Below are 16,980 nucleotides of genomic sequence, written 5' to 3'. Positions count from 1 at the left end.
TGGAGAAGAGATGAATATACGTAAATTTCATACCAATAAAGGAGCAGGATTCTTCATTAAGGTGTTTCTCCTGCTCTTTTTTCTGTTGTTAGCCCGCTTTCTTTATATTCAAACAACGCAAACAGTGCATGGAGTAGATTTAAAGTCAATTGCACAGAAAAAACATAATAAAAATGGAGTACTTGAAGCGAGTCGAGGAACGATTTACGATCAAAATGGTTCTGTGCTTGCCCAAGATGCAAATTCGTATAAGATGGTTGCTGCATTAAAAGGAAAAGATTATGTGGAAGATAAAGAAGATGCTGCAGCGAAAATATCACAAGTACTTGAGGTAGATAAAGGAAAGATTTTGGAGTATTTAAATAAAGATGCAACGCAAGTAGAGTTTGGATCGATTGGGAAAAATTTAACAAAAGAAAAGAAAACACAAATTGAAAATTTGCATATAGATGGAATTTCTTTTGTTACAGAAAAAGCAAGAATATATCCGAATGGGGATTTTGCTTCTTACATACTTGGATTTGCAAAACCGAATGATGAAGGAATTGCAGAAGGGAAATTTGGACTTGAACAAAGTTTAGATAAATATTTACGAGCTTCTAACGGAAGCATGAAGTATACAGGAGATACGAAAGGTATCGCGTTAGAAGGTGGAAAACAGTCTGTGAAGCCGCCTAAAAACGGAGATAATGTATATTTAACAATCGACCAACGTATTCAAAGTTTTCTAGAAGATGCAATGGTAGAAGCGGATAAACGTTATAATCCGTCTATGTTAATTGGGGTCGTAGCAGATCCGAAAACAGGAAAGATTTTAGCGATGTCTAGCAGACCAAGTTATGATCCGAATAAACAAGATATTCAATACTTTTTAAATGATCCGATTGCAAATGCTTATGAACCAGGTTCAACAATGAAAATCTTCACCTTAGCAGCTGCCATTAATGAGGGGGTATATAAAGGGCAAGATTATTATCAATCTGGTAGATACAAAGTAGGAAATGACGAAATTAAAGACCATAATGGCGGTGCAGGATGGGGGTCTATTACGTTTGATGAAGGAGTTGAGCGCTCATCGAACGTTGCTTTTGCTATTTTAGGAAATGAAAAGTTAGGACCTGATCGTTTCCGTCAATATATTCATAAGTTTGGTTTAGACGAAAAAACAGGCATTGATTTACCTAGAGAAGGCGAAAATACAATTTTATTTGATAAGAAAATCCAACAAGTAACAACAGCATTTGGACAAGGTTCTACTGTAACTCCGATTCAGCTTGTACAAGCAGCTACAGCAATTGCTAACGATGGGAAAATGATGAAACCTTATGTGATTGATCAGATTGTAAATCCTCTGGATGATAAAGTTGTCTTTCAACACCGTCCGGAGGAAGTAGGAAAACCAGTTACAAAAGAGACTGCAACGCAAGTAAGGCAACTGTTAGAACGAGTTGTAACATCGCCAAAAGGGACTGGAACGATGTATAAACTTGATGGATATTCCGTTGGTGGTAAAACAGGAACAGCACAAATTCCAGATGGAAAAGGCGGTTATATGACAGGGAAAAATAATTATATTTTCTCCTTCCTTGGTATGGCACCGATGGATGACCCGCAGCTTGTCGTATATTTAGCAATTAAGCAGCCTAAAGTGAAAGACAATGAAAATGGTGCACAGCCGTTAGCTGAAATGTTTAAATCTGTAACGAAAAATAGTTTGGAGTATTTAAAAATCAAACCGAACGAAATAAAAGATGTGAAAAAGCAAGTAAACCAGCAGCAAGCTACCGTTCCTAATATAACGGGTAAAACGATGGAAGAAGCAAAGGGAGCATTGGAAAAGGCGAAGTTCCGACCTGTTGTATTAGGAGAGGGAAAAGTCGGACAACAAGTGCCAAAAGCGAATGAAAAAACGTTAACGGGTGATCGTGTATTCTTAGTAGGAAATCAACCGAAAATGCCGAATATTAATGGTTGGGCACTTCGTGATGTGATGAATTTAGCGAAAATATTAAATCTTGATTTGAAACTTTCTGGTACAGGTTATGTAACAGAGCAAAGTGTCGCTGAAGGAACCCCTTTACAAGAAAGAACACAGGTAGAAGTAAAACTTGACCCGCCTCTTGAACCGCAGCAAGAAGCAGAGCAGGACCAAAATAAGAAGGAAAAGAAAGAGGGCACGTAACATAGGAGAAGTGTACGTGTTCTAATGAAACAAGTACAAGCATATATTGGAACAAGCTAGGCGTAAAGGAGGTTTGTTCCAATATGCGTGTATCAAATGTAACAGTAAGAAAACGACTTATTTTTGTGCTTATTTTTGGTATACTTATTTTCACAATTATTGATATTCGTCTTGGATATGTGCAGTTTTTTCTTGGAAATATGTTATCGGATCGTGCGAAAGATTCATGGAGCCGGAATATTACATTCGAACCTGAACGGGGGAAAATTGTAGATCGAAATGGTGTGGAACTTGCAACAAATAAAAGTGCACCAACTGTCTTTGTTGTACCACGGCAAATTGAAAAACCAGCAGAGACTGCAGAGAAATTAGCTGCAGTTTTAGGTGTGTCGAAAGAAGAGATTTATCAACGCCTTACAAAAAAAGAGTCCATAGTCAGATTAGACAAAGGCGGACGGAAAATTTCCCATGATAAGGCAAAAGAAGTGAGAGCTTTAAGTTTAAAAGGTGTATATATTGCTGAAGATTCAATTCGATACTATCCGTTTGGAAAATATTTATCACATGTGCTTGGATTTGCTGGGAGTGATAATCAAGGGCTTATGGGACTGGAGTCATATTATGACAAAGAGTTAAACGGTGACAAAGGATATGTACGTTTTTTTGCTGATGCGAAAGGGCAACGCATGCCGAATATTGGTGATGATTATAAAGAACCTGGGGACGGCTTGAATTTAAAGTTGACAATTGATTCACGTATTCAGACAATTATGGAGAGAGAATTAAATATTGCAGAGTCTACGTATCATCCAGATGGAATAATCGCGATTGCTATGAACCCAAATAATGGCGAAATTTTAGGGATGTCCAGTCGTCCGAGTTTTGATCCAGCAGATTTCAGGAGTGTTTCACCAGAAGTGTTTAATCGAAATCTTCCGGTATGGAGTACATATGAACCAGGGTCCACATTTAAAATTATTACACTTGCAGCTGCTTTAAATGAAAAATTAGTAGACTTGGAGAAAGATACGTTTTATGATGATGGAGCAGCAGAAGTTGGCGGTGCAAGATTGCGTTGCTGGAAAGCAGGGGGGCATGGAAGCCAAACGTTTTTAGAGGTTGTTCAAAACTCTTGTAACCCAGGCTTTATAGAACTTGGTGACCGTTTAGGGAAAGAAAAGTTGTTTCAATATATCCGTGATTTTGGATTTGGACAAAAAACAGGTATTGATTTACAGGGAGAAGGCAAAGGGATTTTATTTGATTTAAAAAGAGTAGGACCTGTAGAACAAGCGACTACAGCATTTGGTCAAGGAGTCTCTGTTACCCCTATTCAACAAGTAGCAGCAGTAGCAGCTGCTGTAAATGGGGGTACGTTATATCAACCTTATATTGCGAAAGAATTTATAGACCCAACTACGAATAAAGTGATTAGTAAAAAAACGCCTGTCGCAAAGAAACAAGTTATTTCCAAGGAAACGTCTGAAAAGGTGCGTTATGCACTAGAGAATGTTGTTGCGAAAGGTTCAGGTAACAAAGCTTATATTGATGGATATCGTGTTGGAGGGAAAACTGGTACAGCCCAAAAAGTAAAAGATGGGAAGTATTTGGATAACAACTATATCGTATCATTTATTGGATTTGCACCAGCAGATGATCCGCAAATTGTTGTATATGTCGCTGTAGATAATCCAAAGGGAATTACACAATTTGGCGGAGTTGTTGCTGCGCCAATCGTTGGGAATATTCTTCGTGATGTCTTGCCAGTTATGGGAGTAGAGCCTAGAAAAGAGCAAATTGAAAAGAAATTAACTTGGGATGAGACGCCTTTAGTAGAGGTCCCTGATATAGTAGGTATGGATCGAAAGGAACTACAAAGTCAACTTGTCGACCTACAAATTGATGCCAGCGGTGATGGAAACAAAGTGGTTGAACAGTCCCCAAGACCAGGTACGAAAGTAAAAGCAGGCTCCAAGATTCGAATATATTTTAATAAGTAAGTATGCAGGCATGTGTGTACGATATAATAACATTCAACTAACTATATAAATACAAATTGAAAGACTGACATAAAAACCCTTTTCCTTTTAGGGGGGACGAGAGCATCTGGCCGTACATAGAAGCGGTCAGGGCCTTTTCCTGCCACATGCGAGGTTTAAAACAAAGGGAGCAAGCAAGTGGCGGTCATGTTTTATTCTGCATAGCAGGGACTTATATGTTGAAAAATCAAAAGGAATTTATATATAGTAGTGAGACGTTTGATTCACACTGCTTGTTGATGAAATGTATGACGTTCTTATAAATGGAGGCTTCCATTTATAAGCGATAAATAAAGAGTAGAGAGGGTTTAAAGAAATGAAGTTGCATACACTCGTATCAAGTTTGCATGATTTTCCGGTTATTCCAAAAGAAAACCCGGAAATTACATCTATTGAAGCGGATTCACGTAAAGTGACAACTGGAAGTTTATTTGTATGTATAAAAGGTTTCACGGTTGATAGTCATGAATTTGCTATGCAGGCAGCCGCGCAAGGTGCGGCTGCTATTGTTGCGGAAAGGCCTATTGATGTTGACGTTCCAGTTGTACTTGTTAAAGATACAGTACGCTCTTTAGCGATGTTAGCTGATTGTTTTTATGGACAGCCAACGCAAAAGTTACATTTAATTGGGATTACAGGTACAAATGGAAAGACAACAACATCGCATATAATGAACGACATTATGCGCGCACATGGACATAAAACAGGCTTAATTGGAACAATTAATATGAAAATAGGTGACGAAACGTTTGAAGTGAAAAACACAACACCTGATGCATTAACATTACAAAAGACGTTCCATAAAATGGTCGAACAAAATGTAAACAGTGCTGTTATGGAAGTATCTTCACATGCTTTGCATCTTGGAAGAGTGCATGGATGTGATTATGATGTAGCGGTGTTTACAAACTTAACGCAAGATCATTTAGATTATCATAAAACGATGGAAGAATATAAATATGCAAAAGCCTTGCTATTTGCACAACTTGGTAATAGCTATCAGCATAATCGTATAAAGTACGCTGTATTAAATAATGACGATGCTGCAGCAATAGACTATATGAAATGTACAGCAGCAACAGTGATTACGTATGGTATTGATACAAAAAGTGATATAATGGCAAAAAACATTGAGATGACAAGTGCTGGTACGACATTTACACTCGTAACTCCGAGCGAAAGTATCGATATCACGATGAAATTAATTGGAAAGTTTAATGTATATAATGTATTAGCTGCAACAGCTGCATGTCTTGTTTCGGGTGTAGCGCTGCAAACAATTATTGATGTTGTGAAAGAATTAAAAGGTGTACCTGGACGTTTTGAAGTTGTTGATAGAGGTCAAGATTTTACTGTCATTGTTGATTATGCACATACACCAGATAGTTTAGAAAATGTATTGTTGACAACGAAACAATTTGCAAAAGGAAATGTGTATTGCGTTGTTGGTTGCGGGGGAGATCGAGATCGTACGAAACGACCAATTATGGCCAGTGTTGCAACTAAGTACGCAACGCATGCGATTTATACATCAGATAACCCGCGCAGCGAACAGCCTAAAGCAATTCTTGATGATATGATAGAAGGTGTAAAAGGGAATAACTATGAAGTAATTGTTGATCGAAAAGAAGCGATAACTCATGCTGTTTCTGAGGCAAAAGCCGGAGATATTATTGTAATTGCAGGTAAAGGTCATGAGACATATCAAATTATCGGTACAGAAGTACATCATTTTGACGATCGTGAAGTTGCTGGGGAGGCAATTGCACAACGTTTAAGCATGAAAGAATAACAACAAGAGAGGGGGACTAAAAGTGCTTGAACAAGGATTATTAATTACAGTTGGGGTGGCATTTTTAATTTCTGTTGCGTTGTCACCAATTTTTATTCCATTTTTACGTCGTTTAAAATTTGGACAGAGCATTCGTGATGAAGGACCAAAATCACATCAAAAGAAATCGGGAACACCGACTATGGGCGGAATCGTTATTTTTATTTCAATTATGATTACGTCTATTATTATGATGTTTAAATTTCAAAAGGGTGCTGATACGTACTTATTGCTTCTTGTTACATTTGGCTATGGTTTAATTGGATTTTTAGATGATTACATTAAAGTTGTCAAAAAACGAAATCTTGGTTTAACATCAAAACAAAAATTAGTAGGACAATTTATTATTGCAGTAGCTTTCTTTATCATTGCAAAAGGACAAGGATTTGATACACATTTAATGATTCCAGGGACGGCAATTAAGTTTGACTTACAGTGGGCATACTTTATTCTTGTGCTCTTTATGCTGGTAGGAGCTTCAAACGCAGTTAACTTAACAGATGGTTTAGATGGATTATTAGCAGGAACGGCTGCCATTGCATTTGGTGCGTATAGTATTATTGCGTTTGCTCACGAACAGTACACAATTGCTATTTTTTGTATGGCCGTTGTGGGAGCTGTATTAGGATTTTTAGTATTTAATGCTCATCCTGCAAAAGTATTTATGGGAGATACAGGATCTTTAGCTCTTGGCGGTGCTTTAGCTGCTGTTTCCATATTAACGAAAACAGAATTGTTATTAGTTATCATTGGTGGGATGTTTGTTATTGAGACACTCTCTGTTATTATTCAAGTTGTGTCGTTTAAAACGCGAGGAAAGCGTGTATTTAAAATGAGTCCGCTTCATCACCACTATGAATTATGCGGTTGGTCAGAATGGCGAGTGGTTGTAACATTTTGGTCAGTAGGACTTTTATTTGCAGTGTTAGGAATTTATATCGGAGTGTGGATGTAATTGAAAACGATAATTGACTATCAAAATAAAAATATTCTTGTATTAGGTATGGCAAAAAGCGGCTATGCTGCAGCTGTCTTATTAAAGAAACTTGGAGCAAATGTGATTGTAAATGATAGCAAGCCGCTAGCTGAAAACCCGTTAGCAACAGAGTTGCAAGGGCAAGGCATAGAAGTTGTATGTGGTGGTCATCCTTTAGAATTATTAGAAAAAAACATTTCTGTTGTTGTAAAAAATCCAGGGATTCCATACTCTAATCCGTTACTTGTAGCGGCAAAAGAAAGAAATATTCCGATTGTAACAGAAGTAGAATTAGCATATCGTATTTCTGAAGCGCCCTTTATTGGGATTACAGGATCTAACGGGAAAACAACCACAACAACATTAACATTTGAAATGTTAAAAGAAGGAGAAAAACATCCTGTTATTGCTGGAAATATTGGTACGGTAGCATGTGAAGTTGCACAAGATGTAACAGAACAAGAAGTGGTTGTAACAGAACTTTCTTCCTTTCAGTTAATGGGTATTGAAACGTTTCAACCGAAGATTGCGGTACTGTTAAACTTATTTGAAGCACACTTAGATTATCATGGTACGAAGAAAGAGTACGGTTTAGCAAAAGCGAATATCTTTAGAAATCAAACTGAAAATGACTTTAGCGTCATTAATGCTGATGATGAAGATGTAATGGTGTTCTCTAAGCAAAGTAAAGGACAAAAAGTATACTTTTCTACGACGAAAATGATTGAAAATGGCGCTTGTGTAAAAGATGGTGCTCTTTACTTCAAAGGCGAAAAAGTGATTGATGTTCAAGATATCGCATTGCCGGGTAAACATAATTTGGAAAATATACTAGCTGCTATGAGCATTGCAAAGCTTATGGGAGTTGCAAATGAAGCAATTGTAGCAGTTTTAAAGCGATTTACAGGTGTAAAGCATCGTTTAGAATATGTAATGACGATTCAAAACCGTAAGTTTTATAATGATTCGAAAGCAACAAATATGCTGGCGACAGAAAAAGCGTTGTCTGCATTTACGCAACCGGTCATTTTATTGGCTGGTGGACTGGATCGCGGAAATGAATTTGACGATTTAATTCCATACTTTGAGCATGTGAAGGCGTTATTTACGTTTGGACAAACTGCACCGAAGCTTGTCAAAGCTGCAGAAAAGGCTGGAGTGAAAGTTATTACATGTGTCGATAATGTAGAACAAGCGGTACAAAAAGCGTTTGCTCTGTCTGAAGAAGGAGATGTAATTCTCTTATCTCCTGCATGTGCAAGCTGGGATCAATTTAAAACATTTGAAGAAAGAGGAGACATGTTTATACAAGCTGTGCATAAGCTAGTATAAAGTGAAAGAATCATCAGTGGATTATTCCTACTGATGATTCTTTTATAGGTAGAATAATGCGAAATTTCTATTAGTGAGGGGATTCACCATCCACTGATGGAGGCAGTTTTTCACACATATCTTCTTTAATTTTGCGCAATTTTGAGGTGGAATGAGACTGCTTGCTTAAATAAATGAGACTTCAGTTGTAAAAAAGTATGGTTAACGAAAAGCTGTATTCAAAGAGGTGATACTCATTGGGGGCAAAGAAGACACCTGACTTTATTCTTATTATTGTAACCTTGCTACTTTTGACAGTGGGAATGGTGATGGTATACAGCGCTAGTGCTGTATGGGCTTCGTATAAAATGGGAGATTCATTCTTTTTTGCAAAACGTCAATTGTTATTTGCTGGGCTTGGTGTCGTTGCTATGTTTTTTATTATGAAGATTGATTATTGGGTGTGGCGTACATATTCCAAAGTGATTTTACTCATCTGTTTTGTGCTCCTTATTTTAGTTTTAATTCCGGGTATTGGACTGGTGCGCGGCGGGGCTCGAAGTTGGATTGGAGTAGGAGCATTTTCTATCCAGCCTTCGGAGTTTATGAAGTTTGCAATGCTTATTTTTTTAGCGAAATTTTTATCGGAAAAACAAAAAATGATTACGTCTTTTAAACGAGGATTACTTCCTTCGCTTAGTTTTGTGTTTGTTGCATTTGGCATGATTATGTTGCAGCCAGATTTGGGAACGGGAACTGTAATGGTGGGGACTTGTATTGTTATGATTTTTGTTTCGGGAGCACGTATTTTTCATTTTTCCATGTTAGGATTAATAGGAGTTGCAGGATTTGTTGGGCTTATTGCATCAGCACCATATCGAATAAAACGTATTACATCTTATTTAGATCCATGGTCGGATCCTCTTGGAAGTGGATTTCAAATTATTCAGTCGTTACTTGCAATCGGACCGGGGGGATTATTTGGTCTTGGCCTAGGACAAAGTAGACAAAAATTTCTTTACTTACCTGAGCCGCAAACAGATTTTATTTTTGCGATTCTCTCTGAAGAATTAGGTTTTATTGGTGGTTCGTTTGTGTTATTATTATTTAGTCTGTTGTTATGGCGCGGGATTCGTGTAGCGTTAGGAGCGCCAGACTTATACGGTACTTTTTTAGCAGTCGGGATTGTGGCGATGATTGCGATTCAAGTGATGATTAACATCGGCGTTGTAACTGGATTAATGCCAGTTACAGGAATTACCTTACCATTTTTAAGTTATGGTGGGTCCAGCTTGACCCTTATGTTAATGGCGGTTGGAGTGTTACTAAATATAAGTCGTCATTCTCGCTACTAAACCCTGTTTTTTATAACAGGGTTTTTCGTATGTGAAAATGGAAACTAAGCGATTGACATATGAATAGCATACAGTGAAATTTACTATTAGTAAGGTTAGTTAAACAAGTCGGACTTTTATTGCCCTGCGGTAGCGGGATAATAGAAAAAAGAAGCGGAGGAATAGGCAGTGCGAGTATTAGTCAGTGGTGGTGGAACGGGTGGGCACATTTATCCAGCTCTTGCGTTAATTCGAGAAATTAAAAAAATTTATCCTGAAGCAAGATTTTTATATATTGGTACAGAAAATGGTTTGGAGAGTAAAATTGTTCGCAAAGCTGGCATACCATTTCAATCCATTGTTATTAGTGGGTTTAAGCGTAAATTATCAATTGATAATGTGAAAACGGTGATGCGTTTTGTAAAAGGTGTACAAGATAGTAAACGATACATACGTCGTTTTAATCCAGATGTTGTCATTGGAACAGGTGGTTATGTATGTGGTCCAGTTGTATACGCAGCAGCTAAACTGGGTATTCCAACAGTTGTACATGAACAAAATAGTGTACCTGGTGTAACAAATAAATTTTTGAGTCGCTACGTAAATAAAGTAGCGGTTTGTTTTGAAGCGGCAGTACAACATTTCCCGGAACATAAAGTTATGATGACAGGGAATCCTCGTGCTTCAGAAGTGATGAATCAAAACGGTATGAAAGGCAAGCGTTCTGTCGGTTTATCTCTTTCAAAAAAATCAGTGTTAATTTTTGGAGGAAGCCGAGGCGCTAGACCAATTAATGATGCGTTTTTAGAAGCAATTGAACAATTTGGTAATAAAGGTTATGAAGTATTGTACGTTACAGGTGAAGTGCATTATGATAAAGTAATGGAATTGGTGAAACAAAAAGGGAATCCACACAATGTTATCATTAAGCCGTTCATTGATAATATGCCAGAAGTACTTACTGGGGTGGATCTTGTTGTTTCGCGTGCAGGTGCCACAACGTTAGCTGAGTTAACAGCTTTAGGAAAACCAAGTATCTTAATTCCGAGTCCATATGTAACAAACAATCATCAAGAGAAAAATGCTCTTTCTGTCGTTGAGAAAGGAGCAGCGAAAATGCTTCTTGAAAAAGATTTAACAGGTGACACGCTTCTTGGTGATATCGATGAAATTTTATTGGATACACAAAAATTACAAAGCATGAAACTAGCTGCACAGCAGTTAGGGATTCCAGATGCAGCAAACAAGTTATTTGAAGTGATGAAAAAACTTGTAGAAAATAACGTTAGGTGAATGCCCTGCATACTACTGTAGTACGGAGATTTAATATGGGGGAGATCATCATGAAACAATTAGCAAAAGAACTTATGGGAGCACAAGTAGGAAAAGTACTAGAAAATGAACCATTAGCTCGCTATACAACGATGAAAATAGGTGGTCCAGCAGATATTTTAGTAATTCCAGAGAGCGTGGAAGGTGTAGAAAAATCGCTAGAACTTGTGAAAAAGCATGGAACAAAATGGACTGCAATTGGTCGTGGTTCTAATCTGCTTGTATCAGATAAAGGAATTGAAGGTGTTGTCATTCGACTAGGAGAGGGTTTGGATCATTTGGAGGTAACTGGAACAAATGTCCGTGTAGGCGGAGGATATCCTCTTATTAAGCTTTCAACTTTACTAAGCCGTCAAGGACTCGCAGGATTAGAGTTTGCTAGTGGAATCCCAGGAAGTGTAGGCGGAGCTGTTTATATGAATGCAGGTGCTCATAAATCGGATATGTCTGAAATTTTGAAGAGCGCTCGTGTGATGTTTGAAGATGGAAAGATTGAATGGGTAACGAAAGAAGAGCTAGAATTTTCTTATCGTACATCTGTGTTACAAAAGAAGCGACCTGGTATTGTACTAGAAGCAGAATTGCAATTAAAGGAAGGGAATCGTGACGAAATTATTGGGATCATGCAAAAAAATAAAGATTATCGTCGTGATACACAACCTTGGAATCATCCATGTGCAGGAAGCATTTTTAGAAACCCGCTACCAAACTATGCTGGTAATCTAGTGGAAAAGGCTGGGCTACGCGGTTATCAAATTGGTGGTGCGAAAATTTCGGAAATGCATGGGAATTTTATTGTAAATACGGGGACAGCATCAGCACAAGATGTTCTGGATTTAATCGCTTCTGTAAAGAAGACAATAAAAGAACAGTTTGGGGTAGATATGCATACTGAAGTAGAAATAATTGGAAGATAATAGTTGTCTGTCCCGCATTGTATCATTTATGATATAATGAGAAGAAGAACGGCATGCATAACATGCCGTTCTTTATGTTACATAGGGGGAGCGTACATGAAGAATAGTAAAGTTATTAAGCTACAAGATCGTGTACCAAAATTAAAAAATCAAAAGAAGAAAAAACAAGTAAATAAACGATTAATTTTATATGTATCGATTTTATTTTTATTGGTGCTTTTTTTAATTTATTTTCGATCTCCGCTTAGCAACATAAAGGAGATTACGGTTCACGGTAATCATTATATGACGGATGAACAAATAATGGAGCAATCAGGGATTACATATAAAACAAGCTATTTTAGTGTAATAGGACATCGAGCGGAAGCGAATCTAAAGAAGCAAAAAGAAATTAAAAATGTCCATGTGAAGAAACAATTTCCAAATAAAATAGTTATCGATGTTGAGGAATATGTAACAATTGGCTACATTAATAAAGACGGAAAATTATATCCTCTTTTACAAAATGGAAAATCATTAGATGCTCTTCCAAATGGGAAATTACCAGTTGCTGCGCCGATTTTTGCTCCTTTTGAAGAAAAGAAAATGAAAGAATTGATTGCTGAACTAGAAAAGTTAACACCAGCTGTTCTTCGGTCTATTTCTGAAATTCATTACAAGCCAACAGACTTGTATGCAGATCATCTTACACTGTATATGAATGAGGGATACGAAGTAAGTACAGTTATTCAAGATTTTGCAAAACGAATGGAAGCTTATCCTCTTATTGTTAAGAACTTATTGCCAGATAAAAAAGCAATTATCCATTTAGAGGTTGGTGCTTATACCGAATATATTAATTAATGGATTAAGGCGTGGTAAAGTGGATATTTTGGCTGTAAATTATGTTTTGTTAAGGAAAATAGAAACGTATTCATTGAAAATGATTTAATTATGTCATATTCACCCCCTTATTTTCTTTTTTAATATAATCTTAGGTGTAAGTTTCACTTTTCTAGAAGTACATCTTAGTGTAGACTTATAATTGGCGGTAATCTTTGTAGTTAGATAAGATTGTTTCAAAATATAACAGTGATTTATATATGGCTGTTATAAAAGTGAATAAATGCCAAACGAAAATAAGAAAAATATACTGTTAAAAAAGGGAAACGCATAAATACGTTGAATATTTTTCTTATAACATAGTAAAACAACGATTGTTGTTCCATATATTGAATTCTATGGTATAAATAAAGAAGGAGGTGCCAAAGAATGAACAGCAATGAAATATATGTTAGTCTTGACATCGGTACATCCAATGTTAAAGTCATCATTGGCGAGATGGTCAATGACGCTTTAAACATTATTGGTGTTGGAAATGTAAAGTCAAATGGTTTGAAAAAGGGCTCCATTGTTGACATAGATGAGACTGTACAATCGATTAAAAAGGCGATTGAACAAGCTGAACGCATGGTAGGAATACACATTGAACGCGTTGTTGTAGGTGTAAATGCAAATCAAGTACAGCTTCTTCCTTGTCATGGAGTAGTCGCTGTTTCAAATGAAGACCGCGAAATTGGAAACGAAGATGTGCTTCGGGTACTTGATGCAGCACAAGTTGTGTCAATTGCTCCAGAGCGTGAGTTTATTGATGTGGTACCTCGACAGTTTATCGTAGACGGTCTCGATGAAATTAATGATCCGCGTGGAATGATTGGCGTACGTTTAGAAATGGAAGGTACATTAGTTACAGGCTCGAGAACATTGTTACATAATTTACTTCGATGTGTAGAAAAAGCGGGTCTTGAAATAATTGATATTTGCCTTCAGCCATTAGCAGCATCAGCAGTTGCTTTATCGAATGATGAAAAAAATCGAGGAGTTGCTCTTGTTGACATCGGTGGAGGTTCGACGACATTCTCCATTTTCCAAGATGGAGAATTACAAACAACAAGTATATTACCGATTGGCGGAGATCATATTACGAAAGATATCGCCATTGGATTGAAAACATCAACTGAAAATGCTGACCAAATTAAACTAAAATATGGACATGCTTTTTACGATACAGCATCTGAGGAAGAAGTGTTTACTGTTTCAATGATGGGCAGTGATCAAACAGAGCAATATTCTCAATTAGAGTTAGCTGATATCATTGAAGCTCGTGTAGAGGAAATTCTTATGCTTGTACAAGATGAAGTGCAAAAACTTGGCGTGAAACAGTTACCAGCTGGTTATGTACTTACTGGTGGTGTTGTTTCTATGTCTGGTATTCTTGATCTTGCAAATGACATTCTACATCAAAATGTTCGTATTGCAACGCCAGATTATATTGGTGTACGTGAACCGCAATATACAATTGGTGTTGGACTTATTAAAAATGCATACCAAAAAGCTAAGTTGCGAGGAAAGAGTGTGCAGGAAAAGCAGGAAAACTATGAAGTACAACCAACACCTACTGCAGTGCAACAACCGGTAAAGCAAAAGCCTCGTAATAACAATGATAATAATGATAATAATGAACGAATGATGTCAAAAGTGAAGCGTGTATTCCGATATTTATGGGATTAGATTTGAACGCGAAAAATGAGGTTCTAGGGGGATTTCGACATGTTAGAGTTTGATACTACACAAGATCAATTAGCAAATATAAAAGTTATTGGTGTTGGCGGCGGCGGAAACAATGCTGTCAATCGTATGATTGAAAATGGCGTACAGGGCGTAGATTTTATCGCTGTAAACACAGATGCACAAGCACTAAATTTATCAAAAGCTGAAACAAGAATGCAAATCGGTGGTAAATTAACGCGCGGACTTGGTGCTGGAGCAAATCCAGAAGTAGGAAAAAAAGCTGCTGAAGAAAGTAAAGAACAAATTCAAGAAGCACTTCGCGGCGCGGATATGGTCTTTGTCACAGCTGGTATGGGCGGTGGAACTGGGACCGGAGCAGCTCCAGTTATTGCACAAATTGCAAAAGAGTTAGGGGCATTAACAGTTGGGGTTGTAACGCGTCCATTTACATTTGAAGGTCGTAAGCGTGCAACGCAAGCTACATCTGGAATTGCTGCGTTTAAAGAAAATGTAGATACAATCATTGTGATCCCGAATGATCGTATTCTAGAAATTGTAGATAAAAATACACCGATGCTTGAAGCATTCCGCGAAGCAGATAATGTATTACGTCAAGGTGTTCAAGGTATTTCTGATTTAATTGCAACGCCGGGTCTTATTAACTTAGACTTTGCAGACGTAAAAACAATTATGTCTAACAAAGGTTCTGCTTTAATGGGCATTGGTATTGGAACTGGTGAAAACCGTGCGACAGAAGCAGCAAAACGTGCGATTTCTAGTCCATTGCTAGAAACATCCATTGATGGTGCACAAGGTGTTATTATGAACATTACAGGTGGCACGAACTTAAGTTTATATGAAGTACAAGAAGCAGCAGATATTGTAGCTTCAGCTTCGGATCCAGAAGTAAATATGATTTTCGGTTCAGTAATTAATGAAAATTTAAAAGATGAAATTGTTGTAACAGTGATTGCAACAGGTTTTGATGATAGCATCTCAATGCAACCACCTAAGCCAATTACTCGTTCTACAGTAACTGCTACTAAAAGTGTGCAGCAGCCAGTACAACCAGTTAAACAACGTGAAATAAAGCGTGAAGTAAAACGTGAAGAGCCGATTGGAAATGATCGTCATACAGATGTAGATGATATCGATATTCCAGCATTTTTACGTAATCGTCGCAGACGCTAAGGGAGCGTTTATAAAGTGAAACTTTAAGTAGTGGGGACTCCCACTGCTTATTAGTTAAACCAAGCAAGTTCTTACTGTCCATAAGTAGCGAGATGAATTTTCGTACTTTATGGAAACATAAAAAAGACAACCCTCTATGCATAGATGGTTGTCTTTTTTATTCTCCCGCTATTCACGGATAGTAAAACCCTCACTGACGGAAGAATTACTTTTATATTGAGGCAAATCCCGTTACTTACTCAAAGAACGCGCTTTTTCAGTCTTCTTTTTCTACACGACAAATTATTCCTCAAAGTTTCAAAATAACAAAAAATCCCTTCCGTCAATTGACACACTTTTCCATTGGATATGCATTATACTAGTCTCAACTTTATAAAAAAGAGGTGAACCGCTTGGTCGTTTACGCCGACATTATATGGTTATTAAATGTCTGCATTGATTTTCTTTTACTTTTATTAACAGCAATTGTTTTAAAACGGAAAGTGAAAAGATGGAGACTTGTACTTGGCGCATGTATCGGTTCAACAATTGTTATTTTTGCATTCACGCCGTTAGCATCGTTGATGACACATCCTGTAATGAAATTAATATATTCATTTCTTATTGTTTATACGGCATTTGGCTTTATTCGTTTTCGGACATTTCTACAGAATGTTTTAATGTTTTATTTTGTGACGTTTATGGTAGGAGGAGGCCTTGTTGGCACACACTTTTTTCTTCAAACGAATGACATGATGAATGGACTCATTTCGACAAAATCTATTTCATATGGTGATCCTGTAAGTTGGTTGTTTGTAATAATCGGGTTTCCTATTATCTACTACTTTTCTAAAAAAAGAATTGCAGATGTAGAAGTAACAAAAATTCATTATGAGCAAATTGTGAAAGTAGATATCAAAATTGATATAAATGATATTCAACTAGATGGATTGATTGATAGTGGAAATCAATTGTATGACCCGCTTACAAAAACACCAGTTATGATTATACATGTTTCTTCTTTGGAACATGTGCTACCGAAGTGGCTAATAGAACAAGTTCAAATGAAAACAGCAATTCCTTATATACCAGATGAAGAATCACAGTGGGCAACACGTTTGCGCTTAATTCCTTACCGAGCTGTAGGAATTAATCAACAATTTTTATGGGCGTTTAAACCTGACTTTGTACAAATTTATCATGAATCTGCGAAGGTTACTGTAAATAAAGTATTAATTGGTTTGAATGCACAGCAGTTATCAGCGAATGGTGAGTATCAGTGTATTTTACATCCGAAAATGTTAGTGTCACAAAAAATAACAATTGCTTAATAAACGG

Annotated in this window: 12 protein-coding genes; all 12 read left to right on the top strand. The window is 37.1% G+C overall.

Annotated features, from left to right (window positions below; genetic code table 11):
* Window positions 1–10 precede the first annotated feature (10 nt).
* The 12 genes from MR076_RS15480 to spoIIGA all read left to right on the top strand — a co-directional run bounded on the left by MR076_RS15480 (window position 11) and on the right by spoIIGA (window position 16,973).
* Entirely contained in the window at window positions 11–2,182 is a 2,172-nt protein-coding gene (locus MR076_RS15480) for a PASTA domain-containing penicillin-binding protein (protein ID WP_242222099.1), read from the top strand.
* 83 nt (window positions 2,183–2,265) lie between these two features.
* Window positions 2,266–4,182 (top strand): stage V sporulation protein D, encoded by a 1,917-nt coding sequence (locus MR076_RS15475; protein WP_242222098.1) that lies wholly within the window; start codon window positions 2,266–2,268, stop codon window positions 4,180–4,182.
* Between the two features lie 355 nt (window positions 4,183–4,537).
* Complete coding sequence (locus MR076_RS15470) at window positions 4,538–6,013, top strand: UDP-N-acetylmuramoyl-L-alanyl-D-glutamate--2,6-diaminopimelate ligase (RefSeq protein WP_242222096.1); 1,476 nt, start codon at window positions 4,538–4,540, stop codon at window positions 6,011–6,013.
* A gap of 22 nt (window positions 6,014–6,035) precedes the next feature.
* Window positions 6,036–7,007 carry a phospho-N-acetylmuramoyl-pentapeptide-transferase gene (gene mraY / locus MR076_RS15465; RefSeq protein WP_242222094.1) on the top strand — a complete coding sequence of 324 codons (972 nt, stop codon included), beginning with the start codon at window positions 6,036–6,038 and terminating at the stop codon, window positions 7,005–7,007.
* On the top strand, window positions 7,008–8,360 hold the full coding sequence (gene murD, locus MR076_RS15460; protein WP_242222093.1) for a UDP-N-acetylmuramoyl-L-alanine--D-glutamate ligase: 1,353 nt from the start codon (window positions 7,008–7,010) through the stop codon (window positions 8,358–8,360).
* A gap of 236 nt (window positions 8,361–8,596) precedes the next feature.
* Complete coding sequence (spoVE, locus tag MR076_RS15455) at window positions 8,597–9,694, top strand: stage V sporulation protein E (RefSeq protein ID WP_242222091.1); 1,098 nt, start codon at window positions 8,597–8,599, stop codon at window positions 9,692–9,694.
* Window positions 9,695–9,862: 168 nt separating this feature from the next.
* A complete protein-coding gene (gene murG / locus MR076_RS15450; RefSeq protein WP_242222088.1) occupies window positions 9,863–10,966 on the top strand; it encodes an undecaprenyldiphospho-muramoylpentapeptide beta-N-acetylglucosaminyltransferase in 1,104 nt (367 codons plus the stop codon).
* Between the two features lie 50 nt (window positions 10,967–11,016).
* Window positions 11,017–11,922 carry a UDP-N-acetylmuramate dehydrogenase gene (gene murB / locus MR076_RS15445; RefSeq protein WP_242222086.1) on the top strand — a complete coding sequence of 302 codons (906 nt, stop codon included), beginning with the start codon at window positions 11,017–11,019 and terminating at the stop codon, window positions 11,920–11,922.
* Between the two features lie 96 nt (window positions 11,923–12,018).
* Window positions 12,019–12,765, top strand: coding sequence for a cell division protein FtsQ/DivIB (locus MR076_RS15440; protein ID WP_242222084.1), 747 nt, complete (start codon window positions 12,019–12,021; stop codon window positions 12,763–12,765).
* 408 nt (window positions 12,766–13,173) lie between these two features.
* Window positions 13,174–14,472, top strand: a complete 1,299-nt coding sequence (gene ftsA, locus MR076_RS15430) for a cell division protein FtsA (protein ID WP_242222082.1) — start codon at window positions 13,174–13,176, stop codon at window positions 14,470–14,472.
* 39 nt (window positions 14,473–14,511) lie between these two features.
* The gene (ftsZ, locus tag MR076_RS15425; RefSeq protein WP_242222080.1) at window positions 14,512–15,663 is read left to right on the top strand and encodes a cell division protein FtsZ; all 1,152 of its coding nucleotides are present in this window, start codon (window positions 14,512–14,514) and stop codon (window positions 15,661–15,663) included.
* Window positions 15,664–16,055: 392 nt separating this feature from the next.
* Window positions 16,056–16,973 (top strand): sigma-E processing peptidase SpoIIGA, encoded by a 918-nt coding sequence (gene spoIIGA, locus MR076_RS15420; protein ID WP_242222078.1) that lies wholly within the window; start codon window positions 16,056–16,058, stop codon window positions 16,971–16,973.
* Window positions 16,974–16,980: the final 7 nt, after the last annotated feature.

This window comes from Bacillus cereus group sp. BfR-BA-01380 (assembly GCF_022663535.1).
GTDB lineage: Bacteria > Bacillota > Bacilli > Bacillales > Bacillaceae_G > Bacillus_A > Bacillus_A cereus_BB.
The sequence above is the reverse complement of the archived record's forward strand: the minus strand, read 5'-3'. Positions and strand labels throughout refer to the sequence as shown.